At 61.3% G+C, this 26,490-nt stretch carries 21 protein-coding genes and 3 tRNA genes; 11 read left to right on the top strand and 13 right to left on the bottom strand.

The features are described from left to right. Positions 1-58: 58 nt before the first annotated feature. The 11 genes from NRG74_RS21730 to rluD all read right to left on the bottom strand — a co-directional run bounded on the left by NRG74_RS21730 (position 59) and on the right by rluD (position 11,642). Positions 59-3,982 carry a pilus assembly protein gene (locus tag NRG74_RS21730; protein WP_257705292.1) on the bottom strand — a complete coding sequence of 1,308 codons (3,924 nt, stop codon included), beginning with the start codon at positions 3,980-3,982 and terminating at the stop codon, positions 59-61. Then, positions 3,979-4,587 carry a pilus assembly PilX family protein gene (locus tag NRG74_RS21725; protein ID WP_257705291.1) on the bottom strand — a complete coding sequence of 203 codons (609 nt, stop codon included), beginning with the start codon at positions 4,585-4,587 and terminating at the stop codon, positions 3,979-3,981. The genes NRG74_RS21730 and NRG74_RS21725 overlap by 4 nt, the downstream gene beginning before the upstream one ends. Further along, entirely contained in the window at positions 4,584-5,384 is an 801-nt protein-coding gene (locus NRG74_RS21720; protein WP_257705290.1) for a PilW family protein, read from the bottom strand. The genes NRG74_RS21725 and NRG74_RS21720 overlap by 4 nt, the downstream gene beginning before the upstream one ends. A gap of 3 nt (positions 5,385-5,387) precedes the next feature. Next, positions 5,388-5,984, bottom strand: a complete 597-nt coding sequence (gene pilV / locus NRG74_RS21715) for a type IV pilus modification protein PilV (RefSeq protein WP_257705289.1) — start codon at positions 5,982-5,984, stop codon at positions 5,388-5,390. Beyond that, the gene (locus NRG74_RS21710; RefSeq protein WP_017640833.1) at positions 5,985-6,518 is read right to left on the bottom strand and encodes a GspH/FimT family pseudopilin; all 534 of its coding nucleotides are present in this window, start codon (positions 6,516-6,518) and stop codon (positions 5,985-5,987) included. It abuts the gene before it with no gap. Positions 6,519-6,852: 334 nt separating this feature from the next. After that, positions 6,853-6,928: transfer RNA gene (locus NRG74_RS21705), tRNA-Lys, on the bottom strand. 5 nt (positions 6,929-6,933) lie between these two features. Then, positions 6,934-7,010: transfer RNA gene (locus tag NRG74_RS21700), tRNA-Pro, on the bottom strand. A gap of 10 nt (positions 7,011-7,020) precedes the next feature. After that, positions 7,021-7,096, bottom strand: a tRNA-Asn gene (locus NRG74_RS21695). A 162-nt stretch (positions 7,097-7,258) separates the two neighbouring features. Beyond that, positions 7,259-9,823 carry an ATP-dependent chaperone ClpB gene (gene clpB / locus NRG74_RS21690; protein ID WP_257705288.1) on the bottom strand — a complete coding sequence of 855 codons (2,565 nt, stop codon included), beginning with the start codon at positions 9,821-9,823 and terminating at the stop codon, positions 7,259-7,261. Positions 9,824-9,954: 131 nt separating this feature from the next. After that, positions 9,955-10,686 (bottom strand): peptidoglycan editing factor PgeF, encoded by a 732-nt coding sequence (pgeF, locus tag NRG74_RS21685; protein ID WP_068383503.1) that lies wholly within the window; start codon positions 10,684-10,686, stop codon positions 9,955-9,957. Further along, a complete protein-coding gene (rluD, locus tag NRG74_RS21680; RefSeq protein ID WP_017640836.1) occupies positions 10,683-11,642 on the bottom strand; it encodes a 23S rRNA pseudouridine(1911/1915/1917) synthase RluD in 960 nt (319 codons plus the stop codon). Before rluD ends, pgeF begins: the two co-directional genes overlap by 4 nt. Before the next feature lie 188 nt (positions 11,643-11,830). On the opposite strand from rluD, the gene NRG74_RS21675 reads away from it, so the two are divergent. Next, entirely contained in the window at positions 11,831-12,856 is a 1,026-nt protein-coding gene (locus tag NRG74_RS21675; RefSeq protein ID WP_007160812.1) for an outer membrane protein assembly factor BamD, read from the top strand. A 110-nt stretch (positions 12,857-12,966) separates the two neighbouring features. Here the strand turns inward: NRG74_RS21675 and NRG74_RS21670 are convergent, their stop codons facing one another. Further along, positions 12,967-14,589: an NAD+ synthase gene (locus NRG74_RS21670; protein ID WP_257705287.1), complete on the bottom strand. Its 1,623-nt coding sequence runs from the start codon at positions 14,587-14,589 to the stop codon at positions 12,967-12,969. A 133-nt stretch (positions 14,590-14,722) separates the two neighbouring features. On the opposite strand from NRG74_RS21670, the gene NRG74_RS21665 reads away from it, so the two are divergent. Genes NRG74_RS21665 through NRG74_RS21655 form a run of 3 tightly spaced genes read left to right on the top strand, consistent with a single transcriptional unit; the run spans position 14,723 to position 17,872 of the window. Further along, on the top strand, positions 14,723-14,971 hold the full coding sequence (locus NRG74_RS21665) for a PP0621 family protein (RefSeq protein ID WP_068383507.1): 249 nt from the start codon (positions 14,723-14,725) through the stop codon (positions 14,969-14,971). Then, on the top strand, positions 14,955-16,529 hold the full coding sequence (locus NRG74_RS21660) for a sensor histidine kinase (protein ID WP_017640840.1): 1,575 nt from the start codon (positions 14,955-14,957) through the stop codon (positions 16,527-16,529). The genes NRG74_RS21665 and NRG74_RS21660 overlap by 17 nt, the downstream gene beginning before the upstream one ends. A gap of 2 nt (positions 16,530-16,531) precedes the next feature. After that, positions 16,532-17,872 carry a sigma-54-dependent transcriptional regulator gene (locus NRG74_RS21655; RefSeq protein WP_257705286.1) on the top strand — a complete coding sequence of 447 codons (1,341 nt, stop codon included), beginning with the start codon at positions 16,532-16,534 and terminating at the stop codon, positions 17,870-17,872. Here NRG74_RS21655 and NRG74_RS21650 read toward each other — a convergent pair whose 3' ends face one another. Beyond that, a complete protein-coding gene (locus tag NRG74_RS21650; RefSeq protein WP_437181203.1) occupies positions 17,873-18,931 on the bottom strand; it encodes an NAD(P)/FAD-dependent oxidoreductase in 1,059 nt (352 codons plus the stop codon). It lies immediately after the preceding gene. A gap of 140 nt (positions 18,932-19,071) precedes the next feature. Between NRG74_RS21650 and NRG74_RS21645 the strand changes: the two genes are divergently transcribed. From NRG74_RS21645 to NRG74_RS21615, 7 genes are all read left to right on the top strand, one after another. Then, complete coding sequence (locus NRG74_RS21645) at positions 19,072-19,596, top strand: GspH/FimT family pseudopilin (protein ID WP_257705284.1); 525 nt, start codon at positions 19,072-19,074, stop codon at positions 19,594-19,596. Positions 19,597-19,659: 63 nt separating this feature from the next. Continuing rightward, positions 19,660-20,178, top strand: coding sequence for a GspH/FimT family pseudopilin (locus NRG74_RS21640; RefSeq protein WP_257705283.1), 519 nt, complete (start codon positions 19,660-19,662; stop codon positions 20,176-20,178). Next, on the top strand, positions 20,175-20,648 hold the full coding sequence (gene pilV / locus NRG74_RS21635; protein ID WP_184290411.1) for a type IV pilus modification protein PilV: 474 nt from the start codon (positions 20,175-20,177) through the stop codon (positions 20,646-20,648). Before NRG74_RS21640 ends, pilV (NRG74_RS21635) begins: the two co-directional genes overlap by 4 nt. Beyond that, a complete protein-coding gene (locus NRG74_RS21630) occupies positions 20,645-21,679 on the top strand; it encodes a PilW family protein (protein WP_257705282.1) in 1,035 nt (344 codons plus the stop codon). The genes pilV (NRG74_RS21635) and NRG74_RS21630 overlap by 4 nt, the downstream gene beginning before the upstream one ends. Beyond that, on the top strand, positions 21,676-22,146 hold the full coding sequence (locus NRG74_RS21625) for a pilus assembly PilX family protein (RefSeq protein WP_184290407.1): 471 nt from the start codon (positions 21,676-21,678) through the stop codon (positions 22,144-22,146). Before NRG74_RS21630 ends, NRG74_RS21625 begins: the two co-directional genes overlap by 4 nt. Before the next feature lie 17 nt (positions 22,147-22,163). Next, the gene (locus NRG74_RS21620; protein WP_184290405.1) at positions 22,164-26,036 is read left to right on the top strand and encodes a pilus assembly protein; all 3,873 of its coding nucleotides are present in this window, start codon (positions 22,164-22,166) and stop codon (positions 26,034-26,036) included. Next, on the top strand, positions 26,033-26,488 hold the full coding sequence (locus NRG74_RS21615) for a type IV pilin protein (protein WP_307773989.1): 456 nt from the start codon (positions 26,033-26,035) through the stop codon (positions 26,486-26,488). Before NRG74_RS21620 ends, NRG74_RS21615 begins: the two co-directional genes overlap by 4 nt. Positions 26,489-26,490: the final 2 nt, after the last annotated feature.

Below are 26,490 nucleotides of genomic sequence, written 5' to 3'. Positions count from 1 at the left end.
GCACCGTTCCATGAAAAAGCCCGGCCTAGTGCCGGGCTTTTTCATGAGTTCTCGATTCCTAAGGATCGGGATAGTCCTGGTTGGTGATGACACGCCAGGTCTGGCGGCGGCTAGGACTTAAATTACCGCCTTTTCCGTCTCTGGGCGGCGTATCGCTGCCATAGATCGCGGAATCGGCCAAGGTGCCCTCCATGCTGAAGGTGCCATCGCCATAGACGAAGGGCACGATCCCTCCCAGCAAACCATCCATCTGGAAGCGCCCGTAGACCGTATCCAGTCCAAGGTTGAACAGTCCCCTGTTGCTGCCGCCGGTATAGGGATCCAGGGCATAGAGGTAGGTGGTCACACCAGCGGTACAGGCGTCGGTGCTGGGTATCAAAGAGCTCATCAACAGCGCGCCGCTGAACAGCTGGGGCTTATTGATCACCAACTCGCCATTCAGCGGCAGATTGAGGTACCAGCCCTGTTTGCCGTTAGCAGCCGTGACAGGATCATAGTTCACCGCCGTGGTGGAAACGGTGTTCGCAGTGCTGCTGGCACTGGAACCGGCGGAGCTGGTATAGCTGATGCGTTGATCGGTACCCAGGGTCTGCTGCTGGAGATTGGCCGTGGTCAATAGCGGCGTACTGTCCGCTGGCGAACCATCGGTCTGCCGATCCCAGATACCGTAGAGGGTCATGGCCTTGCTGGTATTGGCTATGGCATCGTTGACCTCGAGGTACTTGCCAGTTCCGAACAGCACCAGGTGCCCCGTGCCACTGGGGTGGGTAACCGCCAACGGACTGGCGGTGATCGGCTGGACCAGGTTGGTGGTGCCTGGTGTCAGGCTGCTGGCCCGAGCGGTGTAGAGCGGTCGACCGCCAAAGGCCACACGAAAATTGTCCTTGGTCGCAGACGCGGTCAAGGAAGTGCCTATCAGATCGAAGCGCCAGAGATTTCCGCGCAGATCACCGGCATAGGCGTAATCGGCGATCAAATCGCCATCGACGTCAGCCACGAAGGGTGAACCCAGCCCATTAGGCGTGGCGAGATTGTCGCTAGCAGGCAACGCCTTCACCAGGCTACCGTCAGCGAGGTTCATCACGTACAGCACGGCATTGTCCTGAGCGCTGTTGTAGCCGTTGCTCACCACCACGCCCCAACCGCCCGTGTGCAAGCGCGTAATGACCGGCTGGCCATAGGTGAAGCCCAGGTCTTTGTAATCGGGATCGGCTGCGGACTTTTCCCACAGCAGTACCGGGACATTGGGATTGGTGATGTCCAGGGCGAAGATGCTCTGCCCTCCCCCCCTCAACGTCCCGACCAAAACCGTACGCCAGGCACCGCCAAGGTAGGCCTCACCTATCACCGGCGTGTTATCGACATAGGATTGATGTCCACCGCCGGTATAACTGCGCTCGGTAAGCCGGGTGAGATTACCAATGACCGCACTGGGAACGAAGGCATAGACCTCCTGCCCTTGATCGTTGAAGGCATGCAGCATGCCGTCGTTGGCGCCGACGTAGATACGGCGCTCACGAGCGAGGTTGGCGGTGCGAAAGGTGGCATAGGAATTGTCACCGACCATGGCATTCATCAAGGCGATGGGACTGCTGGGCATGTCTACCACCGCCGGCGAGGAATTCACGATATCCCCCAGAACATGGTTACGCGGTCGGAACGAGGGCGTCGCATTCGGCGCTTCCAGACTGCGATCTCCACGCAGATAGTCCACACGGCGACTGCCGTAGGTATCGGTAGCGCCGCCCGATGTTCGATTGAGGCTGATCTGTTGATCAACGTTCAGATTGGCCCAGGCAAAATCAGTCAGCGTGCCGCCCTTGGCCATATAGATCTTTCGAGCGGCAAAAGCGGTATTGCCCGCGACAAACCGGCTATCGAGCTGCTGAGCCGCACTCCAGATGCGGGTCTTGGTGGTGGCGGTGCGTTGATACTTGATGACATCCCCGCTCCAGTCGGTACTGGAAAAGGAGGGCTCATAGGTATAGAGCGAGGTGGTATCTCCCACCTGGGTCGGGGATAGGGTCTGGCTGGCGCCGACACTGGTGGATTGATTGATCCGGGTGATCACCTTGCCGAGGGAGTTGATGAGATCGCTAGCGTTTTCGGCACTGAAGAACTCACCCCGGGAATTGATCGCCGCGTGCCAGAGATCATAGACGTTGTTCTGATTGACCGAATTGTCCGCGCCGGCCACTGGCCAGAGCGTGGTACCGGCCGCCAACCCGGAATAGCCTCCGGAAAAGGTATCCCCGCCCCAGGCCGGATTGACCAGGGCGCTGCTCAGTCCGATACCGACATAGAAGCCGGTCAGGTGCTGCCAGGTGGCGGGGTCATTGCGCGGATTCCAATAGGGCGAAAGGGTCCGACTGCCCTGCTTCTCGTCACTGGTGGTGGTGTTATAGGGAGACACCTTGTTATCGAGATTGGGCTGGGCATCGGTACGCCAATAGAGAAAGGCAAGATCCGCCAGGGTATTGGCCGTGGTGTCCTGAAACGGCGCCTGTGGGGAATACTGCTGGCCATCCGGCAAGGTAGCAGCGCTACCATCCACGTTGCTCGAAGCGAAAGCCGCATTCCAGATGCCGTCGGTCACCGCCAGGCTGTAGCTGGCCCGGCAGCCATAGACCGGCGCTTCGCTGCTGCCAGGCTGGAAGGCATAGGGACTTTCACTGCCTGTGGTCTTGAGCAACTCGCCGACACGGGCGACCGCCTGCAGCAAGGGCGTACTCTGGTTGTAGTAGACGTCGCCCAGCCAGGTGAAAAAGGCGGCCCGGTGCGCCCCGGTGAAGGGCCTCAGCCGGTTGTCATAGGTCGTGGAACTGGAGTTGCTAATGCCGCGGCAGTTGGCATTGGCGGTTACCAGAATGCAGCTGTCACTGGTGCCCAATGCCTGCCAGCCAAGCCGGATATTCTCCGAGGCGTCCGCCAGCGCCAGATTGGTCGACGTCTGCGCAGCCAGCGCTCGGCTACGATAGAAGGAATACCAGTTGGCGAAGTTCTGCCGCTCGTCCGTGTTGTTGGGACCCGAAGAGGCGCCTACCAGCACCCGCCGGTAGCAGCCTTCGGTCTGCAGGGTGGCGGGAAGACAGGTACTAAGCGTCGTGTCGTAAAGATAGTAATAGGCCTGTACACCGGTGATGGCGGCCGAGACGTTGGTGTTGGCCGTAACGGTGTAGTTGACCGAAGAAATCACTCCGAATAGCCCATAGTCCACATTGCGCGTGCAGGTGACGTTGCTATAGGTAACAGTCGACGTATTGGCGATGCTTGCCGCGCATCCGCCCGTCAGCGACTGCCCAAACAGTAACCAACCAAGCAAGGACGAATCGCTGATGGAAACCTGTGCGCCATTGATGATTTCGGTGAAACCGGCGCCCAGGAGTATGTCCAGCAGGGTCAGCCGCCCATAACTCCGACTGGTTCCCTGGTAGGTACCCGCGCTTTGGAAATCCTGCGACGGATTCTCTGCCAGCATACTTGGACTGTTGTTCTGCAATCCCGGGTTCCCGTAGGTATTGCCGCGTGCCACATTGGGATCAGTGGTCACCAAGTTGGAGTTGTAGCTCCAGCTCACCCGGTAGTCGCTGGCCAGATTGACGCTGCCCAGACTGGATCGATAGCCATTGACGTAGGCACTGGTAAAGCTGGTGGTCAGCCGCGTGCGAGTCAGGCCCCCGGCAGTGCTGTAGCTGACCGCATAGGGTGCCGGATAGGTGATCGCCGGATTGTAGTAGAGACTGTTGAAGGCCGCCGACTTGGCACGGCGGGTTGGCCTGATGACCTCGGTATTGGACGCATCCGGCACCACCGCCATCTGCATGCTGGTGGAGTTGTCCAGGGTGACGAACAGATTGGGACCGATGCTGTTGGTCAGGAACAGCGGCTGCTGGCTGAGATTCAGCGCCGCGGCTTGAGCGGCTGGCGCAGCGAAGGTCAGGAGCAGGGTCAGCGCCCCAAGGCCTGATACGGCTCGACTCATGGCACCTCCAGGGCAACGACGCTCTGCAGGATCACCGGGAAGCGCCGGCCTCGATCCTGGGCGACGGCGGTGATGCGGAACAGGTTGGTGGCCGGTGCAGACACATCGACTGAGTTACTCCCCATGGCGGTCACCACCCAGCGCGGCGTCTGGCTGAAAGAAGCGCTGCCATCGGAGCCGCGATAGGCGACCGTACGGGTTGTGGGCGCACTTCCAGTCGCCTGCAAGGCGGTGGCCGCCCAGGTCTGGGTCAGGCTACTGGTGCTGAGATCACTGGCCTTGGTCAGGATGCAAAGATCACCGGTCTGTGCCTTGGCGAACGCGCTCCGCACGGCTGGCACGCTTTCCGTGCAGCTGGCAAAACCGGCGCTGAAGGCAGTGAAGGAAGGCTGTTGACTGAGAGCGACCAGGCGGCGCTCCCCCTCCCGTAGCGCTGCCTCCGCCGCATTGAAGGCCTGGGTGTTTTCCAGCGCCGCGCCACCACTGCGGGCCTGCAGCAAGGTCTGACGCATGCTCGAGGCGGCCAGTAGCGAAAGCAGCAGCAACATCACCAAGGCGATCAACAAGGTCGCACCCCGCTGCCCAGGACGGCGGTAGGCTTTCATAGCGCGAGATTCCTCAGCATGACGGTGCTCTGCAGCATCTGCATTGGTCGACTCGCGTCATCGATCTGCCGGCCCGTCAGCGTCTTCCAATTGGCGGCGGCGTTACTGGCGACATCGCTCGTGAGTGCCTCGGTAGTGCTGAGCAGCGCCGCATAGCGTACCGCCGCGCTGCTGGCCTTCTGCACATCGGATTTCAACGGGATAGACCAGCGAAAATCTTGCAGCCCCTGCACCAGCACCGCGCTGCCCTTGCGTGTCAGAGCCCCGGACTGCTCGCTCCAAACGGTGCAGCTCAAGGTACCGGCACCAGGTGTCGCGCCGGCGGTATAACGCAGCTTGAGCAGGACATTGCCGCCGACATTGAGATTGACCCGGGGAATGACGTTGCCCAGGCAATCCAGGTCCTTGTTGTCCAGCGCACCTTGATAGCGGATGCAGACGCCGGTAGGCGCGTCGACATTGTCCGTAGTGGCAGCGAAGGTGACGCCCGCGTCAAAGGCGGGACAGCTGACACCATCGTTGTCCGCTACGGCATTGATGGCGGGAAACGCCGACGACAGGGTGCTCTGGTTACGAATGTTGGCGCGGAACCCGGTTCTCGCCAGTTGCCGATCAAGTACCTGCAAGGTCAACTGGGCATTGTTGCGATTGCCGGTCTGGCCTTGCTGGAAGAGAAAACTGCGCTTGTTGTTGATATAGATCTGCGAGACGCCCACCACCAGGAAGGTACCCACGGTCAGGGCGATCATCATCTCGATGAGTGAAAAACCCTTCTGTCCACGCGACATGATGAGCATGGCCTACAGCTCCGAGCGCAAGGCGTAGTAGCAGACGCCCTTGGGACAATTCAGCGAATCGTTGCTGACGTCCTGCCAGGCCACCACCACCATTACCGGTGCCACCGCCGTGGTCTCGCAGGCCTTGAGCGGCGTGGTATTGCCGGAGGTATCACTGGCGGGCAACGGCGGTACGCCGGATGCCGGACAGACCGCGAAACTGCTGGCGATCAAGGCATCCGTCACCGGCAGCAAGGCCTTCACCTGATTCAACCAGCACCCCAGATCCTGTCCCGCTACCGTGTCACCTCCCGCAGAGCGATCCCGGGTCAGGCAGGTCTTGCCGGCATCGAGCGCCCTGATGCGAAAATTGGTCCCCGGTTGCTTGATATAGGCGCCGTCGATCTTGACCTTGTCACTCGCCACCACCTGATCGCGATTGCTGCGCATCAGTTCGAGCAGGTCGTTGGCCAGTACCATGGCATTGCTGCGTTGTACCGAATCCTGGGACAGGGCCACGCTGCGCGTCTGCAAGGCCACCATGCCCAGCACACCGATGCAGATGATCACCAAGCTGACCAGCACCTCGATCATGCTGAACCCACCCTGCTGTGGCTTCATTTAGCTGCACCCCACAGCGCTTGGGCGGGTAGGCACGTAGTCGGCCACGCTCAGCACGCCCCCCTGGCTGAGCGTGAATTGCTTACCCTGGGCAAGGGCATTGGTGGCGCAGACGCGAATGGTGGCCTCGCCAGTCAATTTCAAACTGCCGTTGGGCTGGAACGTCAGACTGGCGAGCGGAGTGCCGCCCACGGCTCCGGTCCCATTGACGCCATTGCCCAGCCCACCACTGTATTGCCGCAGTACCTCGGCTGTCGGCAGTACCACCGTACTGACGGTACTGATCCTCAGCGCGCCCATCCAGCCGTTGGCGTCCACAGGATCGGTCGTGACGACGACATTCACGCCGCGACTCATGGCTTCACTGCGCGCGTAATAGAGCGCGCGCTGTAATTCTCCCGCTGCCGCCTGGACGCGGTTGCTCTGAACCAGACCGGCGAAGCCCGGCGCCGCCAGTGCCGTGACGATGCCCAGCAGCGCCACGACGATCAAGACCTCGATAAGCGTGAAGCCCGAGAGGCGTTTCGACTGCATTCCCGCCGCCTGAAAACCCGTTACTTCACCTGATAGTAGTAAGGCCTCAGACGGTCGCTATGACCGGCTATCGCCTTGATAGGCGCGGGACGCAGCCTGGATGACGGCGTTTGCCGGAGATGAGCGGAATAGAGCGCGACGTGATGGAAGCGAGGCAGGCCAACCTAGGCGCGACTTTTTCACGGCCTCCCTGTGAAGCAGAAGGACGTCGAACGCGCGCCTTGTCTGGCGTACTGGCGGGATCAGCCCCTTTCCAGCACAAATTGGATCTCGAAGGAAAAAAGTAATGCGCCAAAACGCAAAAACCCTCCTTGCGGAGGGTTCCTGGTAAAAATGGTGGGTCGTGCAGGATTCGAACCTGCGACCAATTGGTTAAAAGCCAACTGCTCTACCAACTGAGCTAACGACCCAAATATGGTCGGGGTAGGGGGATTCGAACTCCCGACATCCTGCTCCCAAAGCAGGCGCGCTACCGGGCTGCGCTATACCCCGAGAATGGAAGTGGCTCCGCGACCTGGACTCGAACCAGGGACCCAATGATTAACAGTCATTTGCTCTACCGACTGAGCTATCGCGGAATTTCGATCTTCCAACCCCTCTTACGTCAGTGCCTTTCGAGCTTTGCCGTAAGTGAGGTGCGCCATTTTACGGAAGTAGAAACAGACGTCAACACCTAGCCTGCTGTTTTTTCACAAATTTATGCGGAAAGCCGGGCAACCCTGAGGTCACCCGGTCTTTTCCTAGGCGAAGACGATCTCGTCGCCCTCTACGCTGCCGTGGATCCGCGCGTTTGGCGCGAAGGCACCCGACAGGATGCGCTGCGCCAGGGGATTCTCGATCCAGCGTTGGATAGCCCGCTTGAGCGGACGCGCACCATAGACCGGGTCGTAGCCCACGGCGACCAGCTTGTCCAAGGCCTCCGGCGTCAGCTCGAGTTGCAGATCGCGCTCAGCCAAGCGCTGCCGCAGGTGCTGCAGTTGGATCTCGGCGATACCCGCGATCTGTTCGCGACCCAGGGGCTCAAACACCACCACCTCATCGATCCGGTTGATGAACTCGGGGCGGAAATGACCGGCCACCGCATCCATCACCGCGGCGCGTTGGCCATCGGGATCGCCCACCAGCTCCTGGATCTGTGCCGAGCCTAGGTTCGAGGTCATGACGATCACCGCATTGCGGAAGTCCACAGTACGCCCCTGGCTGTCGGTCAGGCGCCCATCGTCGAGCACCTGCAGGAGGATGTTGAAGACATCCGGATGGGCCTTTTCCACCTCGTCCAGCAGGACCACCGAGTAAGGCTTGCGCCGCACGGCCTCGGTCAGATAGCCGCCCTCCTCGTAGCCGACGTAGCCGGGCGGCGCACCGATCAGACGAGCCACGGAGTGCTTCTCCATGAATTCGGACATGTCGATACGCACCATGGCGTCCTCGGTATCGAAGAGGAATTCCGCCAGCGACTTGCACAGCTCGGTCTTACCGACCCCGGTCGGGCCGAGGAAGAGGAAGGACCCGCTGGGCTTGTTGGGGTCCGACAACCCGGCCCGCGAGCGGCGCACGGCATTGGCCACGGCGGTGACCGCCTCGTCCTGACCGATCACCCGGTTGTGCAGGGCCTCTTCCATGCGCAAGAGCTTGTCACGCTCGCCTTCGAGCATCTTGCTGACCGGGATACCAGTCCACTTGGAGACCACCTCGGCGATCTCGTCTTCGGTGACCTTGTTGCGCAGGAGCTGGTTGGCCGGCTTCTCGTGCTGGTCCACCATCTGCAGACTGCGCTCCAGGTCAGGGATGGTGCCGTACTGCAGCTCGGCCATGCGATTGAGGTCACCCTTGCGGCGAGCGGCCTCCAGCTCGGTGCGGGCCTGCTCGATGCGCTGCTGCAACTGGGCGGAATCCTGGACCTCGGCCTTCTCGGCCTTCCAGATTTCCTCCAGATCAGCGTACTCCTGTTCGAGGCGGGCGATGTCCTCGTCGAGCTTTTCCAGCCGCTTGCGCGCCGCCTCGTCTTCTTCCTTCTTCAGCGCCTGGCGTTCCACCTTGAGCTGGATCAGCCGGCGATCCAGGCGATCCAGAGCCTCGGGCTTGGAGTCGATCTCCATGCGGATACGGCTGGCCGCCTCGTCGATCAGGTCGATGGCCTTGTCCGGCAACTGGCGATCGGTGATGTAGCGATGGGACAGCTTGGCCGCGGCGATGATGGCGCCGTCGGTGATGGCTACCTTGTGGTGCACCTCGTAGCGCTCCTTGAGGCCACGCAGGATGGCGATGGTGTCCTCTTCGCTCGGCTCGTCCACCAGCACCTTCTGGAAGCGCCGCTCCAGGGCCGCGTCTTTTTCGATGAACTGGCGGTACTCGTCGAGAGTGGTGGCGCCCACACAATGCAGCTCGCCGCGGGCCAGGGCTGGCTTGAGCATGTTGCCGGCATCCATGGCGCCTTCGGCCTTGCCGGCGCCGACCATGGTGTGCAGCTCGTCGATGAACAGGATGATGCGGCCTTCCTGTTTGCTCAGTTCGTTGAGCACGCCTTTAAGGCGCTCCTCGAATTCACCGCGGAACTTGGCGCCGGCGATCAGGGCGCCCATGTCCAGAGCGAGCAGGCGCTTGTCCTTGAGGCCGTCGGGCACCTCGCCGTTGATGATGCGCTGGGCCAGCCCTTCGGCGATGGCGGTCTTGCCGACGCCGGGTTCGCCGATCAGCACCGGGTTGTTCTTGGTGCGGCGCTGCAGGACCTGGATGGTGCGGCGGATCTCGTCGTCCCGGCCGATCACCGGGTCGAGCTTGCCGTCTTCGGCGCGCTTGGTGAGATCGACGGTGAACTTGTCCAGCGCCTTGCGGCTGTCTTCGGCATTGGGGTCATTGACCGCTTCGCCGCCGCGCAGGTTGTTGATGGCGTTCTCCAGCGCCTTGCGCGAGACGCCCTGCCCCAGCAGCAACTTGCCGAGGCGGGTGTTTTCGTCCATGGCGGCGAGCAGGACCAGTTCGCTGGAGATGAACTGGTCACCCTTCTGCTGGGCCAGGCGATCGGCCTGATTGAGCAGGCGCGCCAGGTCCTGGGACAGGTTCACGTCGCCGGTGGGATTCTGGATCTTGGGTAGCTTATCCAGCTCTTCGCCGAGGGTCTTGCGCAGGCTGGCGAGGTCGAAGCCGACCTGGCGCAGCAGCGGGGAAATGGAGCCACCCTGCTGGTCGAGCAAGGCGGAAAATAGGTGCAGCGGCTCGATGGCCGGATGGTCGTGGCCGACGGCCAGGGATTGGGCATCCGCCAGGGCGAGCTGCAGTTTGCTGGTGAAACGGTCTATACGCATGGGCAAGGTCCTTATCTGAAACGCGGGATGGCGCAACAGAAGGCGCTTTCGATTACCCGCGGGAATGACCTTTAGATAGGGGCGATGCGTAACGATTCAAGCCAGGAAGGCTTGACATCCCAAAAAAATGCCTAGGGCTTGATCCAGATCAGGCTGGCAAAGCGACCGGTGCGAGAGGCGCGCCGGTAGGAGAAAAAGCGCTGGTGATCGACAAAGGTATCGAAGCCACCCCCATAGACCGCCGTGATGCCCTGGGCGGCGAGACGCAGACGGGCCAGAGCATAGAGATCGCCCAGGTACTTGTCCCCGCCCTTGGCCACGAAGCACTGCCCGGCGTCACCGTGCTGGGCGAGGAAAGCCTCACGCACCTCGACACCCACCTCGAAGCTGGCTGGGCCAATGGCCGGCCCCAGCCAGACCAGCACCTCGGCGGGCGGCACGGCCAGACTGGCGGCAGCCGCTTCCAGCACCCCACCGGCCAGACCGCGCCAGCCGGCGTGGGCTGCCGCGACGCGGGAACCGTCCCGCCGGCAGAACAGCGCCGGAAGGCAGTCGGCGGTCATCATGGTCACGGCGATACCAGGCGTAGCACTCCAAGCCGCATCGGCACGCAGCACCTGGGTCGGGTCGGCTTCGACCACCGCGGTGCCATGAACCTGTTCGAGCCAGGCCGGCTGGCACCCCAGGGCCTCGCCCAGCCGTCGACGATTCTCGGCGACCGCCGCCGGGTCATCCCCGACATGGGTGCCCAGATTGAAGCTGTCAAAGGGCGCCTGGCTGACACCGCCCATGCGGGTGGTGACGCAGGCCTGGACGCCGACCGGCGCCGGCCAGTCCGGCCGCAGCCAGTCGGCGCCTGTCACTCGAAGGATTCCCGGTCCTGGCGCAACAGATCCAGCAGCCAGACCAGGTCTTCCGGCAGCGGCGACTCCCAGCGCAGGCGCTCGCCGGTCACCGGATGATCCAGTTCGAGGAAGCGCGCGTGCAGCGCCTGGCGCGGAAATTCGCGCAGGGTCTTGATCAGGGTCGGGTTGGTCGCTGGCGGAATCTTGAAGCGACCGCCATAGACCGGATCGCCGACCAGTGGGAAACCGACGTGGGTCATGTGCACGCGGATCTGGTGGGTACGGCCGGTCTCCAGCTTGACCCGGGTATGGGTATAGGCGCGGAAGCGCTCCAGTACCCGATAGTGACTGACGGCTGGCTTGCCCCCGGCGATCACAGCCATCTGCTGACGACGCTGGGAATGACGCCCGATGGGCGCATTAACGGTGCCGCCGGCAACGATCACCCCGGCAACGACGGCTTCGTAGATGCGGCTCACCGAGCGTGCCTGCAACTGGGCGACCAGATGGGTATGGGCCTCCAGCGTCTTGGCCACCACCATGAGCCCGGTGGTGTCCTTGTCCAGGCGATGGACGATGCCGGCGCGCGGCACGCTTTCCAGTCCCGGTACATGGTGCAGCAAGGCATTGAGCAGGGTGCCGTCGGCATGGCCGGCGGCCGGATGCACCACCAGCCCGGCCGGCTTGTCGAGCACCAGCAGGTGATCGTCTTCGTAGACGATGTCCAGCTCGATGTCCTGGGCCACCCACTCGCCCTGGGCCTCGCGCTCGGCACGCAGCGCCAGCTGGGCGCCGCCATGGACGGAGTCACGCGGACGCAGCACGGCGCCGTCGACGGTCAGGCTACCGTCCTTGATCCAGGCGGCGAGACGCGAGCGGGAATGTTCGGCGAACAGCTGGGCAGCGACCTGATCGAGGCGCTGGCCACCGAGTTCGTAGGGGACTTCGGCATTGAGAACGATGGATTCGGACATGGATCTGCGCGGGCAATGGCGGGGCTTTTGGAATCGGCCCGACCCTGTGGTTAAATACGGCGACTTTTTTGCCCCGGCATTCCGGGTCGATCATCATAACAGGACGGTTCCGGCCCCGTCACAGGCTAGGTGAGCGCTCTCCGCGCTCATCCCTGCACCGCCGACCGTTTCGGGGAATCCAAGCCGCCATGCAATTGAAGCACCTGCTGCTGGTCACCAGCCTAGTCCTCACCGCCGCCTGCTCTTCGAAAGCGCCCGAGGTTCCGGAAAATCTGCCGGAAGGCGAGCTCTATACCCAGGCTCAGCGCGATATCTCCAACAGCAGCTACACGGACGCTATCAGCAAGCTGAAGGCCCTGGAGTCGCGGTATCCTTTCGGCCGCTATGCCGAACAGGCCCAGCTGGAGCTGATCTACGCCAACTACAAGAATGGCGAGCCCGAGGCGGCGCGCACGGCGGCGGATCGCTTCATCCGCCTGCATCCACAGCACCCCAATGTCGACTACGCCTACTACATGAAGGGCGTGTCCTCCTTCGAACAGGACCGCGGCCTGCTGGCACGCTTCCTGCCGCTGGACATGACCAAGCGTGACCCGGGCGCGGCGCGCGATTCCTTCAACGACTTCGCCCAGTTCACCAGCCGCTTCCCCAACAGCCGCTACGCCCCGGACGCCAAGGCGCGCATGGTCTACCTGCGCAACCTGCTGGCGGCCTACGACGTCCACGTCGGCCACTACTACCTGACCCGCAAGGCCTATGTGGCCGCCGCCAACCGCGGTCGCTACGTGGTCGAGAACTTCCAGGGTACCCCGTCGGTGGGCGATGGCCTGGCGATCATGACCGAAGCCTACAAGCACCTGGGTCTCAACGACCTGGCGGCCACCAGCCTGGAAACCCTCAAGCTCAACTACCCGGACAACGTCAGCCTCAAGGATGGCGAATTCCAGCTGCGCGAGCCGGACGACAAGGATCAGCAGCGCTCCTGGCTGACCCGTGCGACCCTGGGCCTGATCGATCGCCCGAGCGATCCGCTGCCGCCCGGCGAGACCCGTGCCAGCCAGGACATCCAGCGCAAGTACCAGGAAGAGCGCGACAACCTGGCGCCCGAGCTGCGCATCGTCGACCCGGCCGAGGCCGAGAAGGCCGGCGGCGCGACGCCGGCGCCGGCCAAGCGCTCCTGGTTCAGCCGCCTGACCTTTGGTCTGTTCGACTGATCCGACAGCAGACGTGAAAAGGGGAAGCCAGTGGCTTCCCCTTTTTTATTGCCCGCAATGGCTGGCGCATCTCTCTGGCGCCGGATCATGGGAGTCCGGCGCCCGAGGAGCTAGTCGCCGATGCGCCAGCCCGAGGTGATCGGATAGCGCCGGTCACGCCCGAAACCGCGCTGGGTGACCCGGGCGCCCACCGCCGCCTGGCGCCGCTTGTATTCGTTGAGATCCACCAGGCGCAGCACCCTGCGCACCGTTTCCTCGTCGAAGCCAGCGGCGACGATGTCCACGGCCGAGAGATCCTGCTCGACATACAGGCGCAGGATCTCGTCGAGCACCGGATAGGGCGGCAGCGAGTCCTCGTCCTTCTGGTCCGGCGACAGCTCCGCCGACGGCGGCCGGTCGATCACCCGCTGGGGAATCACCTCACCGTGGCGATTGCGGTACGCGCAGAGGCGGAACACCAGGGTCTTGGGCACGTCCTTGAGTACATCGAAGCCACCGGCCATGTCGCCATAGAGGGTGGCGTAACCCACCGCCATCTCGCTCTTGTTGCCGGTGGTCAGCACCAGATAGCCCTTCTTGTTGGAAATGGCCATCAGCAGGGTGCCACGGCAGCGCGCCTGTAGATTCTCCTCGGTGGTGTCGCGCCCAAGTCCGGCGAATTCGCCGGCCAGGGTTTGCTGGAAGGCCTCGACCATGGCCGCGATGGGCAAGACGCTGTAGCGTACCCCCAGCTTCCGCGCCTCGGCTTCGGCATCGTCCAGGCTGATCTGCGCGGTGTAGTGGTAGGGCATCATCACCGCCTCCACCTGTTCCGCGCCCAGGGCATCCGCCGCGACTGCCAGGACCAGCGCCGAATCGATACCACCGGACAGGCCCAGGACCACGCCCTTGAAGCCGTTCTTGCGCACGTAGTCGCGTACCCCCAGCACCAGGGCGTCATAGACGCTGGCTTCCAACGAAGCCACGGGGGTGAGTTCGGCCGGCTGCGGGGTCAGGTCCTGGTCGAAGCTGACCGGATAGAGGCCTTCGACGAAGGCCGGCGCGCGCTGGCTGACCTGCCCCTGGGCATCCACCACGAAGGAGTGGCCATCGAACACCAGTTCGTCCTGGCCACCCACCTGGTTGACGTAGACCACCGGCATGCCGCCCTCCCGGGCACGTTCGCCTACCACGGCCTCACGTTCCAGCTGCTTGCCGCCATGGAAGGGGGAAGCGTTCAGATTGAGCATCAGCCGCGCCCCGGCGGCACGGGCCTTGGCCATGGGCTCGGCGAACCAGATGTCTTCGCAGATGGTGACGCCGATGGGCACGCCCTGGTAGTCGAACACGGCGGCACTGTCGCCCGGCTCGAAGTAGCGTTTTTCGTCGAACACCTGATAGTTGGGCAGTTGCTGCTTGCGATAGCAGGCCAGCTCGGCGCCATCGCGATAGACCGCACAGGCGTTGTAACGCCGCCCCTCTTCCAGCCAGGGAAAGCCCACCAGCACATGGATGCCGGCGATCTCCTGGCGGATCCGCTGCAAGCCCTGCTCGATGCGGCGCTGCATGCTCGAACGCAGCAGCAGGTCCTCCGGCGGATAACCGCACAGCGACAACTCCGGGAAGACGATGAGATCCCCCTGCAACCGGTCCCGGGCCTCATGGGCCGCGGTGATGATCCGTTCCACATTGCCGTGGATGTCGCCGACCTTGAGGTTCACTTGCGCCATCACGACCTTCAGCAGCTGACTCATGCACTCTTCCTTGCCCGATTCATCGCTGCATTTTCCTGCATGCAGCGAAGCGGGACAATCGATGCCCTGCGGGGGGCTCACCCACTGCGGCGGCCCTGCTAAACTCCACCCTCCTTCACGCTGCGAGATCGCCATGGGTCTGCTTCGCCTGCTGTTGTGGCTCGTCCTCCTGGGCGCGCTGTTCTGGATGATCAGACGCTGGTGGCGCGGCAAGACGCAGAAGCCCGCTGCCAAGGCGCCTCCGCTGCCGCCCAATGCCATGGTGCGCTGCGCCCACTGCGGCGTGCATGTGCCCCAGGAAAGAGCCCTGGCCGACGGCGAAGGCCAGCGCTGGTATTGCAGCGCCGAACATCGCCGGTTGCAGCATGAGCACCGCAACTGATCCAGGCATCCTGAGAGCCGACGCGGTCCTGCGGCTCTATCATCTCTATCGCATCGTCATCGGTCTGGCGCTGGTGGTGCTGATTTCCAGCGATCTGGATCAGCACTGGCTGCGCACCGTCGACGGCCTGCTGTTCCGTCAGGCCAGCTGGGCCTATCTGGCCACCAACGTAGTGCTCGCGGTCGGCCATCGGCTGCTGCGCGGTCGCGCCTTCGCCCTGGCACTGATCGATATCCTCGCCCTAGGCGGCCTGTTCTTCCTGGCCGGCGGCATCGCCAGCGGCATGGGCAGTCTGCTGGTGGTGACCGTCGGGGTCTCCAACGTCCTGATCCGCGGACGCCGCGGCCTGCTGATCGCCGCCCTGGCCGCCATCGCCCTGCTGCTGGCGACCGGCTACCTGGACCTACGCCGTGGCGACAGCGGCAGCGGCTATGTGCAGGCGGCAGGTCTGGGCACTCTTTGTTTCGCCACGGCACTGCTGGTACAGGGCCTGGTCCGGCGGCTGCTGGACAGCCAGGCCCTGGCCGAAACCCGCGCCACTGCAGTGGCCGAACTGGAAGCCCTCAATGCCCTGATCCTCGAACGCATGCGTACCGGCATCCTGGTGTTCGATGCCGAGTACCAGGTGCTGCTGGCCAATCCAGCAGCCCGGCGCCTGCTCGGGGTGGACGACGAGGCCACCATCACGCCCCTGACCCTGGGCCTCGCCCAGCGGCTGGAGGAATGGGAGCGCAATCCCAGCATCCGTCCCACGCCCTGGCGCGCCCATGCCAACGGCCCGCTGCTGCAACCCAGCTTCGCCCGGCTGCAGCAAGGCGAGGGCGAACGGGTACTCACCTTTCTCGAAGACGTCTCGCGCATCGCGCAGCAGGCCCAGCAACTCAAGCTCGCCTCCCTTGGTCGTCTCACCGCCGGCATCGCCCACGAGATCCGCAACCCGCTGGGGGCCATCAGTCACGCCGCGCAACTGCTGCAGGAATCCGAAGAACTGACCACACCGGATCGGCGCCTGGCGCAGATCATCCAGGACCAGTCACGACGAATGAATCGGGTGGTGGAAAACGTTCTGCAGCTGTCGCGCCGACGCCAGGCCGCGCCGCAGCTGATCGATCTGCGCTATTGGGCGCACCGCTTCGCCGGGGAGTTGCGCCCTACCCTGCCCGCCGGCCAGACGCTGCACGTCAAGACCGAAGCCGGTACCCTGCAGACCCACATGGACCCCCACCAGCTGGGCCAGATCCTGACCAACCTGGTACAGAACGGCCTGCGCTACAGCTGCCAGAAACACGGCACCGGCCAGGTCTGGCTCAGCACCTACCGCGACCCGGAAAGCGATCTGCCCATCCTCGAGGTGGTCGATGACGGCCCAGGCGTCGCCGCCGAACAACTCGACCACCTGTTCGAACCCTTCTTCACCACCGAGAACAAGGGGACCGGGCTGGGCCTGTACATCTCCCGTGAGCTTTGCGAGAGCAACCAAGCCAGACTTGGCTATCATCCTTTGGCGAACGGCAGCTGTTTTCGCATCACCTTCGCCCATCCCCGCACAATGAGCTGAGCATGGCCCGACAGAAAGTCCTGATCGTCGACGATGAACCCGATATCCGCGAACTCCTGGAAATCACCCTGGGGCGGATGAAACTCGACACCGCCAGCGCCAAGAACATCGCCGACGCCCGGGCCATCCTCGAACGGGAAAGCTTCGACCTCTGCCTGACCGACATGCGCCTGCCCGACGGTTCGGGCCTCGACCTCATCCAGTTCATCCAGCAGCGGCTCCCGCAACTGCCGGTGGCCATGATCACCGCCTTCGGCAGCCTGGAAACCGCGGTCCAGGCACTCAAGGCCGGCGCCTTCGACTACCTGACCAAGCCGGTGGATCTGCCGCGCCTGCGCGAGCTGGTGGGCACCGCCCTGCGCCTGTCCGGGTCCACCCCGGCGACAGCCGGTGCCAGTGAAACCCAGCTGCTCGGCGAATCGCCCCCCATGCGCGCCCTGCGCGGCCAGATCGCCAAGCTGGCGCGCAGCCAGGCGCCGGTCTACATCAGTGGCGAATCGGGCAGCGGCAAGGAGCGCGTAGCGCGCCTGATTCACGAGCAAGGCCCCCGTGCCGGACGGCCCTTCGTCCCGGTCAACTGTGGCGCCATTCCCTCGGAACTGGTGGAGAGCGAATTCTTCGGCCACCGCAAGGGCAGCTTCACCGGCGCCATTGAAGACAAGCAGGGCCTGTTCCAGGCCGCCCAGGGCGGCACCCTGTTCCTCGACGAGGTGGCTGACCTGCCGCTGCCGATGCAGGTCAAGCTCTTGCGCGCCATCCAGGAAAAGGCCGTGCGCCCGGTAGGCAGCCAGCAGGAGCTCAGCCTGGACGTGCGCATCCTCAGCGCCACCCACCGGGATCTCGCCGCCGAGGTCGCCGCCGGCACCTTCCGCCAGGATCTCTACTATCGCCTCAACGTCATCGAATTGCAGGTACCGGCCCTGCGCGAGCGCCGTGAAGACATCGGCGTCCTGGCCAATCACATGCTCGAACGCCTGGCGCGGGACTCAGGCCTCGCCCCGGCCACGCTGGGCGAAGATGCCCTGGCCAGGCTCAAGAGCTACCGCTTTCCCGGCAACGTGCGCGAACTGGAAAACATGCTGGAGCGGGCCTACACCCTTTGCGAAGGCGATGTCATCCGCCCGGCCGACCTGCGCCTGGCCGACACCCCGGCGGCCACCGCCACCGGCGAAGCCAGCCTGGCCAACATCGCCAACCTCGAAGACCACCTGGAGTCCATCGAGCGCCAGCTGATCATGCAGGCGCTCGAAGAGACCCGCTGGAACCGCACCGCCGCCGCGGAACGCCTGGGTCTATCCTTCCGTTCGATGCGCTACCGCCTGAAAAAGCTCGGCATCGACTGATCAGCCCGCTGCCAGCCGCGCGCCTGGCGCATAGGGCGCCGGATCGATGATCGGCGTGCGCTCGGTGAGCAGATCGGTCAGCAACTGGCAGGAGGCCGGTGCCAGTACCAAACCATTGCGATAGTGCCCGCAGTTGAGCCACAGCCCGGGCATTTCCGGCACCGGCCCGATGAAGGGCACGCCATCCGGCGACCCTGGCCGCAGTCCCGCCCAGTGCGCCACCGGCGCCTGGCCGGCCAGCGCCGGCAGCAACTCGGCGGCCGAGGCCTGCAGGCTGGCCAGCGCCTCGGCGGTCGGCGTCTTGTCGAATTCGGCGTGCTCCAGGGTACTACCGATGAGGATATGCCCATCCCGCCGCGGAATGGCGTAGCGCCCCTTGGCCAGCACCATGCTGGTCAGATAACCCACCGGCTGGCGATACAGCAGCATCTGTCCCTTCACCGGCCGCACCGGCACAGCAAGCCCCAGGGTCTGCAGCAATTCCCCGCTCCAGGCCCCGGCACAGACAACCACGGACTCGGCATGGATGTCCTCGCGCGCGGTCTGCACGCCCACCACGCGCTCGCCCTGGCGCAGGAAGCCGGTCACCGGCGACTCGCTCACCAGCGTCACATTCGGCATGTCTAGCAGGGCTTCGCGCAGGGAGCGCACCAGCCGGGGATTGCGCACATTGGCCACTCCCGCCATGAAGACCGCCCGCTCATAGCCCGGCCCCAGTACCGGCACCCGCTGCCGCACCTCCGCGACCGATACCGACGCCAGCGGTCGCACATTGCGTCGCGCCCACTCCAGCGCCTCGGCCTCGTCCTCCAGATCGAGCCAGTACAACCCGGTCACCTCGACCTCGGGGTCCACGCCCGTCTCCTGCCGCAACCGCTCCCCCAGCACCGGATAAAAATCCTGCGACCAGTGCGCCAGCGCCGTCACCGCGGGCTGGTAGCGCCACGGATACAGCGGCGAAACGATCCCCCCGCCGGCCCAGGACGCCTCCCGCCCCGGCTCGCCGCGCTCGATCACCACTACCCGCCGACCGCTCAAGGACAGGCAATAGGCCGACATCAGCCCTAGCGCACCCGCCCCGACCACCGCTACATCAAAGATCACGTCATACCTCTACATCCTGGAATTGACTGTTCCGCCGTCTTGGCGCAAAACGGCTCTTGTGGCCAGGACGGCCGCCTACCCACAAGGACGTCAACATGACCTATCGCACCTCGCGAGGCTTCAGCCTTTTCGAATCCCTGATCTGCCTCAGCATACTGAGTATCGTTGCCTCCCTGGCCGTCCCCGCCTTTAGGGGAATGCTGCAGATCAATCGCCAGCAGCTGGCCATTCAGCAACTCAGGGAGACGGTCAACTTCGCACGGGCGGCTGCGATCAATGGCCATGGCAGTGTGTCCATCTGTCATGCACCGACCGGCGAGTGCGACAGCTCGAACCTCTGGTCGGCTACCACCCGCGTCTTCCGCGACTGGGATCGCGATGGCCTTCAATCAGTCGAAGAGCCCACCCTGCTGATCAGTCAGCTCCCCGAGGGCCTGCACTGGCGGTGGAACAATTTCCGTACGCTACCTCATCTGACGTTTTTAAACAGTGGCGTGACCAACGCCCTGAACGGCAGCTTCATCCTCTGCCAAGGCGCCGAGCCGCGCGCACGACTCGTTCTGAACAAGGCCGGACGAATCGAGACAGCGGATCTTCGCGACAGCGATCGCTGCGCCTGAACGCCCCGACCAGACACCTTCCCGTTTCGACCGGATATCCGCCGTACGCTGGTCCAGCCAGGCATGATCCCCCATGCTTGGCCTTCCAGCCCGGCGAAACCGACGATGCGGACCCAGTACGGCTTTACCCTGATCGAAACCCTGGTAGCGCTCGCCATTCTGGCGATCGTGGTCAGCATTGCTGCGCCTTCTTTCAATAGGACAGTACAAAGCAACAGAGCTGCCGTGGCCAGCAATGAACTGGTCGGTGCGCTCCAGATAGCACGTTCAGAGGGACTAAAACGTCGTGCCGATGTAACGCTTTGTCGTCGCAATACGCAGGGCAATGCCTGTGAAAACGGCACCGACTGGGCCGCTGGATGGCTACTGATCCAGGGCAATCTGGTGATTCAAGTCTGGGAGAGCATCAACGGTATCACCCTTACCGGACCAAGCGCTGGCATAACCTTTCGCAGCAATGGCCTGACCACCCTGACCGCAAATCAGACTTTCACACTCAGTACACCTAGCTGCACACGCACCGTTTCGATCAACCTCACAGGTAGCGCTTCCGTCAATCAAAACGGGTGTCAACAGCCATGAGCCCTAAATACCGGCAGCGCGGCGCCACCCTGATCGAAGTTCTGATAGCAATGTTCATTCTTGCTATTGGTCTGTTGGGGCTGGCTGGTCTGCAAGCCGTCAGTACGCAGAGCAATCAGGGGGCTTATTACCGCTCGCAGGCGACCGTTCTAGCCAGTGACATCGTGGAGCGAATGCGTGCGAATAGAAAAATGGCGCTGGCCGGCAATTACACTACCAGTACCTTTCCTACGTCCTCCAATACTCATGCGGTTGAAGGCACCCAAGACAAGCGCGACCTCGCAGAGTGGTTGAATAACCTGGCGAATAGTTTACCTCAGGGCACTGGCACCATAGTGACTGACAGCAACATCGTTACAGTAAGTATTCGTTGGGATGACGGGCGGGGGCGGATCAAAAGCGCCAATGAAACAAGCGACCAGCTAACCGCTCGAAAAACGGAAACCTTTGCCTACAGGACCCGCCTATGAACCGCACAGCGTTTCATCGTCAGGCTGGACTGTCGATTATCGAGCTGATGATTGCTCTACTGCTGGGTCTGGTTCTCATAGGCGGGGTGCTTCAGCTCTTTCTTTCATCACGCCAGACATATCAAACCAATGCAGCTCTATCACAGGTTCAAGAATCCGGTCGCTTCGCCTTGGAGTTCTTAGCCTTCGACCTTCGTAATGCGGGTTATCGAGGCGAGTGCCTGAGCCAACTGAATGATCTGACGCCCACCACCCTAACCAGGGATACAAATGGCATAGAAGACGAAAGATACGTTCTCGGTAGCGGTATCAGAGGCTGGAGCAATACCAATCCAGGCACGGTACCTGCCTGGTTAAGTCCGACATACAATGCGCGCACCGCGGCCACCGATGTTGTTCTGCTCAAACACGCGGTGAATCCGGTAGTCATGGCACTACCCACCGGCACCGTGGCTACGGCGACGAGTCTCACCACTGGCACTGCGGACAATGGCGCTAGAAAAGGTAGTCTCATCATTGTGTCGGATCCAGTGGCCTGCGATTTTTTCGTCAATCAAAGCACTTCAGGCACATCCGTCTCACTTCCTACCGGAAATAGCTTCAGTCGCCTTTATAACGATACAGCCCAGGTTCTGAGCTATCAGAGCGTCCTCTATTATCTGAGGGACGACCCTACCAGCGGTGCGCCCTCTCTATGGCGTACTCGCTACGGAGCTACCAACACTTCGGCTGCCAGCGAAATACCGGAGGAGCTGACCGGAGGCATTCAGGATTTGCAAATCCAATACGCCCTAGGTGACGCCAACGGCCAGATAACGGGTGACTACCTCGAGGCGAATGACGCCAGGTTAACTGGCAATTGGCAGAGTGTCGTTTCCGTTCGGGTGAATCTCCTCGCGGTCAGTCGCCAGAAGAATGTGGTTTCGCCCAATCAAACCCTTCGTTTCATGGGTAGTGACAGGACGATCGCCGATGGCCGACTCGCCCAGGCCTTCACGCTTACCGTTGGGATTCGTAATCACCTGCCATGAAAAACTCCTCGAATCGACAAAATGGCGCGGTACTCATCGTGACGCTGGTCATGTTGCTCCTGATGACGCTGATCGCCATTGGCAGCATGAGAGGCACGGTCTTGCAAGAGCGTATGGCCGGAAACCTGCGCGATGAGAACCTTGCCTTCCAGACTGCCGAAATGGCCCAGCGAGATGCAGAGCAGGCAGCAAGGAATCGCTCTGTAGCCGACTGGCAAACGGCTGCGCTCACCACAGCCTGGACCAATGCAACAACCCTCTCTAACCAAGGACAGGCGACTTATCGTATGAATCCCCTGCCTGGCGTTACCATCCGCAAAGCCGGCGACAGTATTGAGGCTGGTGTACCTGTCACTACCAGCGTCATTCGCATCGAAAGCAGGGGGCTCGGGAGCTCACAGGATAGTGCGAGCACGCCAGCTGCCAGCTCCACGGTCAATATAAGCACCCTCTACATCAGGCGTTAGCGTTCGGAGATCCGGCAATGAATCCTCTCTCGTCACTATCTGCCGCCAGGTTTTGCTCTACAGCTCTTGCATTGGGCCTGTTTGGCAGCGCTCTACCCATAGCTCAAGCAGCTGTTTCCCAAAGTCCGCTTATCATTGGCAGTGACATTCCTGGCAGTCTTGCGCTGGTGCCCTCCGTCGAGTGGCCTACCGTCTTGTCCGTAGCCAATATAGGAAATTATATTTCTTCGACTCGCTACAGCGGCTACTTTGACTCGGAAAAATGCTACCTCTATCAATACGGCACCCAAGACGTTGATCGTTATTTCTATCCGGTAGGCACAACGAGCAGCGCCTCTAATTTCCGCTGCACTGGCGACAAGCAATGGAGCGGAAACTTTCTCAACTGGGCCGCCACCCCTACGATCGACCCTTTCCGCAGCGCCCTGACGGGCGGTAATCGAATTGTCGACAGCACTACCTCGACCATCCTGCAAAAAGCCCGTCACAGCGGTCAAAACTCAGCCGGCAACCGAATCAATACCGGCCAGAACATGGCGCAATTGACGGGAGCGCTGCCTTTAAATAACTGGGCAAATTTGAATATTCGCCTACAGGGACTCAACTTCGACATGTTGATTTCCAATTGGTCCGATAAAATAGGTGGCGGCGGGTCCTCAGGCGAAGGTCAGGCTGAATGGGTCGATTATGACCCGGAAAATTCTGCACAATGGTCGGCAGGAAAACTCAATAATGCCTATACGCCACGTGGACAAACCGTCAAAAGCGTCTACCGATTGAAAGTTCAAGTAAAAGTTTGTGTTTCAGAAGCACTCAAGGAGGCTAATTGCAAGCTGTATCCCAACGGCCAATACAAACCCGAGGGGCTTTTACAACAATATTCCGATCGCCTGCGTTATTCGGCATTTAGCTACCTCAATGATGGCGACCCGTTACGAGATGGCGGGGTTTTGCGAGCCAATCAGGCGTATATAGGTCCAAACCCTCCAGACCAGGCAACAAACAGGGCAGAATGGAGCCCAACAACAGGCATACTGTTTACCAACCCTTCTCCCGCAGAAGCCAGTGCAACGAGTTTAAAAATAGATAGCAGCAACCGCATAATCAACAGCGGCATAATAAACTACATAAACAAATTTGGATCCATGCCATATAGCGGCAGCACTTATAAAAACCTCAAAGACTACGACCCCGTTAGCGAACTGTACTACACCGCAATACGCTACTTTAAGAACCAAGGAAATGTAGCCGCCTATAGCGAGCTGTCGGGAGATAGTGACAGCCGTTATGCTCAGGCGGATGGATTTCCTGTTGTTAATAATTGGAATGATCCCATCACCTATTCCTGCCAAAAGAACGTCATCCTTGGCATTGGCGATGTTAATACGTGGAACGACAAAAACCTTCCAGGAAATACTGTCCGTGATTCGGAACCCGATGTTCCACCAGAGGTGAAAGCGGACAATTCGGACGGAGACAAGGCAGATGCGAACAAGCGAGTAGGCGTGAGCAAATGGACCGCCAAAGTCGCTGCATTGGAAGGGATCACCATCAATACGCCATTTACGGGACGCGGAAACTCGGCCTATATTGCAGGTCTTGCTTATGACGCTCACGTAAGGGACCAACGTGGAGACCTGCCCGGCAAACAAACTATCTCTACCTACTGGGTAGATGTCAGGGAAAATCAGCAACTCACTGCCAAGGCTAGCAATCAGTACTGGCTCGCCACCAAATATGGTGGCTTCACCGTCCCTCAAGACTTTGATCCTGACAAGGCCACCTCATCCAGTATCACTGAGTCCATGTGGACGACCAACGGTCAGACCCTTTCAACCGGAGATAAGCGACCCGACAATTTCTTCGTAGGTGGCGATGCCGACGCCATGGTCAGCGGCCTCAAGAACGCCTTTTCTAAAATTGTCCAAGATACAAGCACAACCAGCACCTCTCTTGGCAGCAACAGTACCGAACTGGAAACCGGCAGCGCCCTTTTTAGAAGCTCGTTCGAGCCAAAGTACTGGAGCGGTGACCTGCAGTCGGTAAGCATCAACAGTTCAGGAGTCGCCAGCAATATCGCCACCTGGAGCGCAGCTGCCCAACTAGACAATGCCTCGCCTGATGGGCGCACCATATTGACCAGCAACGCACTGGCCTCAAGCACTCGGGCACTTGACGCTAATGTCACCTATTCAAGTGGTGGCAAGAGCTTCAAGTGGAGCGTGTTGGACAGTGACGCCAAAAATGCCCTGCGTCAGACCGCAGATGGAACAACGCTCGTTAGCGATGCTGAAGGCGAGGCACGACTCAACTATCTGCGTGGCGATCGCTCCTATGAAACACGCTTGAGCAATCCCATGCGGACACGGAAAAATCGGCTAGGCGATATCGTAAACTCAGACCCCTACTATGCGGGTCCCATGGATTTCGGCTACAACCTGCTCAGCGGCGCCTCCTGGGGCCAAGCGGGCCCTGGCTACCTGACCTTCCGTCAAACCATAAAGGACAACAAACCCTTTGTCGTGGTTGGGGCTAACGACGGCATGCTGCACGCATTTGACACCTCCACAAGTGGTGGCGGTAATGAACTGTTTGCTTTTATTCCCCGAACCCTCCTTGGGCAGCTTTATCGCCTAACGCAGCGAGACTACAGCCATCGGTACTATGTCGACGGTGGGATAACAGTTGGGCACGCCTGGGTGGATAGCGCTTGGAAAAGCCTAGCCGTAGGCACCGCCGGCGCTGGTGGCAACTCCGTCTTCGCGCTCGACGTTACGGATCCGAGCGCACCAAGTGTGAAGTGGGAGTTCTCGTCTTCGCAAATGAACTACCCTATCCAACGCCCTTCACTGGTGGCCTTGGAAAATGGAAAATTCGGGGTGATTGTAACCAGCGGCTTTGTCAATGGCACCGCCACATCGGGTAAAGTCTGGATTCTCGATGCTGCCAACGGCAGTGTAATGGCCAGTTTCACCGTCAACACCAGTGGTGGATTGGGAGAAGCTGTAGCTGTCGACCTGACTAACGACCGCATTGCCGACCGGCTCTATGTACCTGACACCAATGGAAATATCTGGCGCTTTGACCTAAAAGGCGCCGATCCGGCTAACTGGGGCATTCCCAGCACCCTTGGCAGTAGCCCCCTGTTTACTGCGAGAGCAGGCAATACGGCTACTGATGCAGTGCAGCCCATCACCTCGGCGCTCTCCGTAACCCTAAACAAGTACGGAAATCCGGTTGTGCTTTTTGGCACAGGGAGCTACTACCAGACGGGCGATAGCGATGTGCCGGCCTCCCCGCGTCTCGAGAGTTACTACGGCCTGATTGACAAAGGGGTGACGATCCAGCGCAGCGCCTTGGTACAACAGACCTTCATCGCACAACAGTCGTCAGGCACCAGAACTCTTCGAGTGGTAAGCAGCAACGATATCCCTTCGGACAAGTCGGGTTGGTACTTGGATCTAGCCTTCAACAACAACCGCCAGGGGGAACGCGTTATCGCCCGCTCAAAACTCAGGAATGGGGCCCTGACCTTCACTTCACTTATTCCCTCTCCTGATGCTTGCAAAGGAGGTGGGATCAGCGCGCTAATGATCATTGATGCTCAAACCGGCTCACGCCTGACCTATAGCCCCCTCGACTTCAATGGCGATGGCGTGATCAATGATCAGGACTACTACCTGGCCGCTGACGGTACCAAGATTCCTTATTCAGGCCTCATCGATACTCAACAAGGCATCGTGAAGACTCCGACCTATATAAATCGGGGAGACAGTGCTGATACCGACCTTATCTGCTATACCGGCTCAGCAACAGGGCAACCCCAATGCGAACCTGTCAATAAAGGCTCCCGCGTTTCAGAACGCGCTTCCTGGCGTGAAATCAGATGAACGAGATAATTGGAATGCGACCTAGAAGCCAACAGCGTGGCTTTACCCTGATAGAGCTAATGATAGTGGTGGCCATCGCGGGCATTCTTGCGGCCATCGCCTACCCCTCCTATATGGAGCATGTCAGAAGGACGAATCGTACCGACGCCGAGGCATCCCTGATGCAGTTGGCGCAATTCATGGAGCGCTACAACACAGGTACAGGGCGCTATTCGAAGACACTCGGCCAGACGGATGTGCCGGATAATCCGGCCCCGCCCTACCCCACGGGTACCGGCTATACCTTCTCGATCACTATAGGAAATGCAGGTACGTCCTATACGGCGACGGCGACGCCGAACAACCCGGGCACGATGGCCAACGACAGGTGCGGGAATCTGACGCTCACCAACACCGGCTTGAAGGGCCAAAGCGGCGCCGGGGTCACCACTGCCGACTGCTGGCGCCGCTAGGG

Source organism: Pseudomonas oryzihabitans (genome assembly GCF_024652905.1).
GTDB classification, from domain to species: domain Bacteria; phylum Pseudomonadota; class Gammaproteobacteria; order Pseudomonadales; family Pseudomonadaceae; genus Chryseomonas; species Chryseomonas benzopyrenica.
This window is presented reverse-complemented; position numbering and strand designations above follow the sequence as displayed.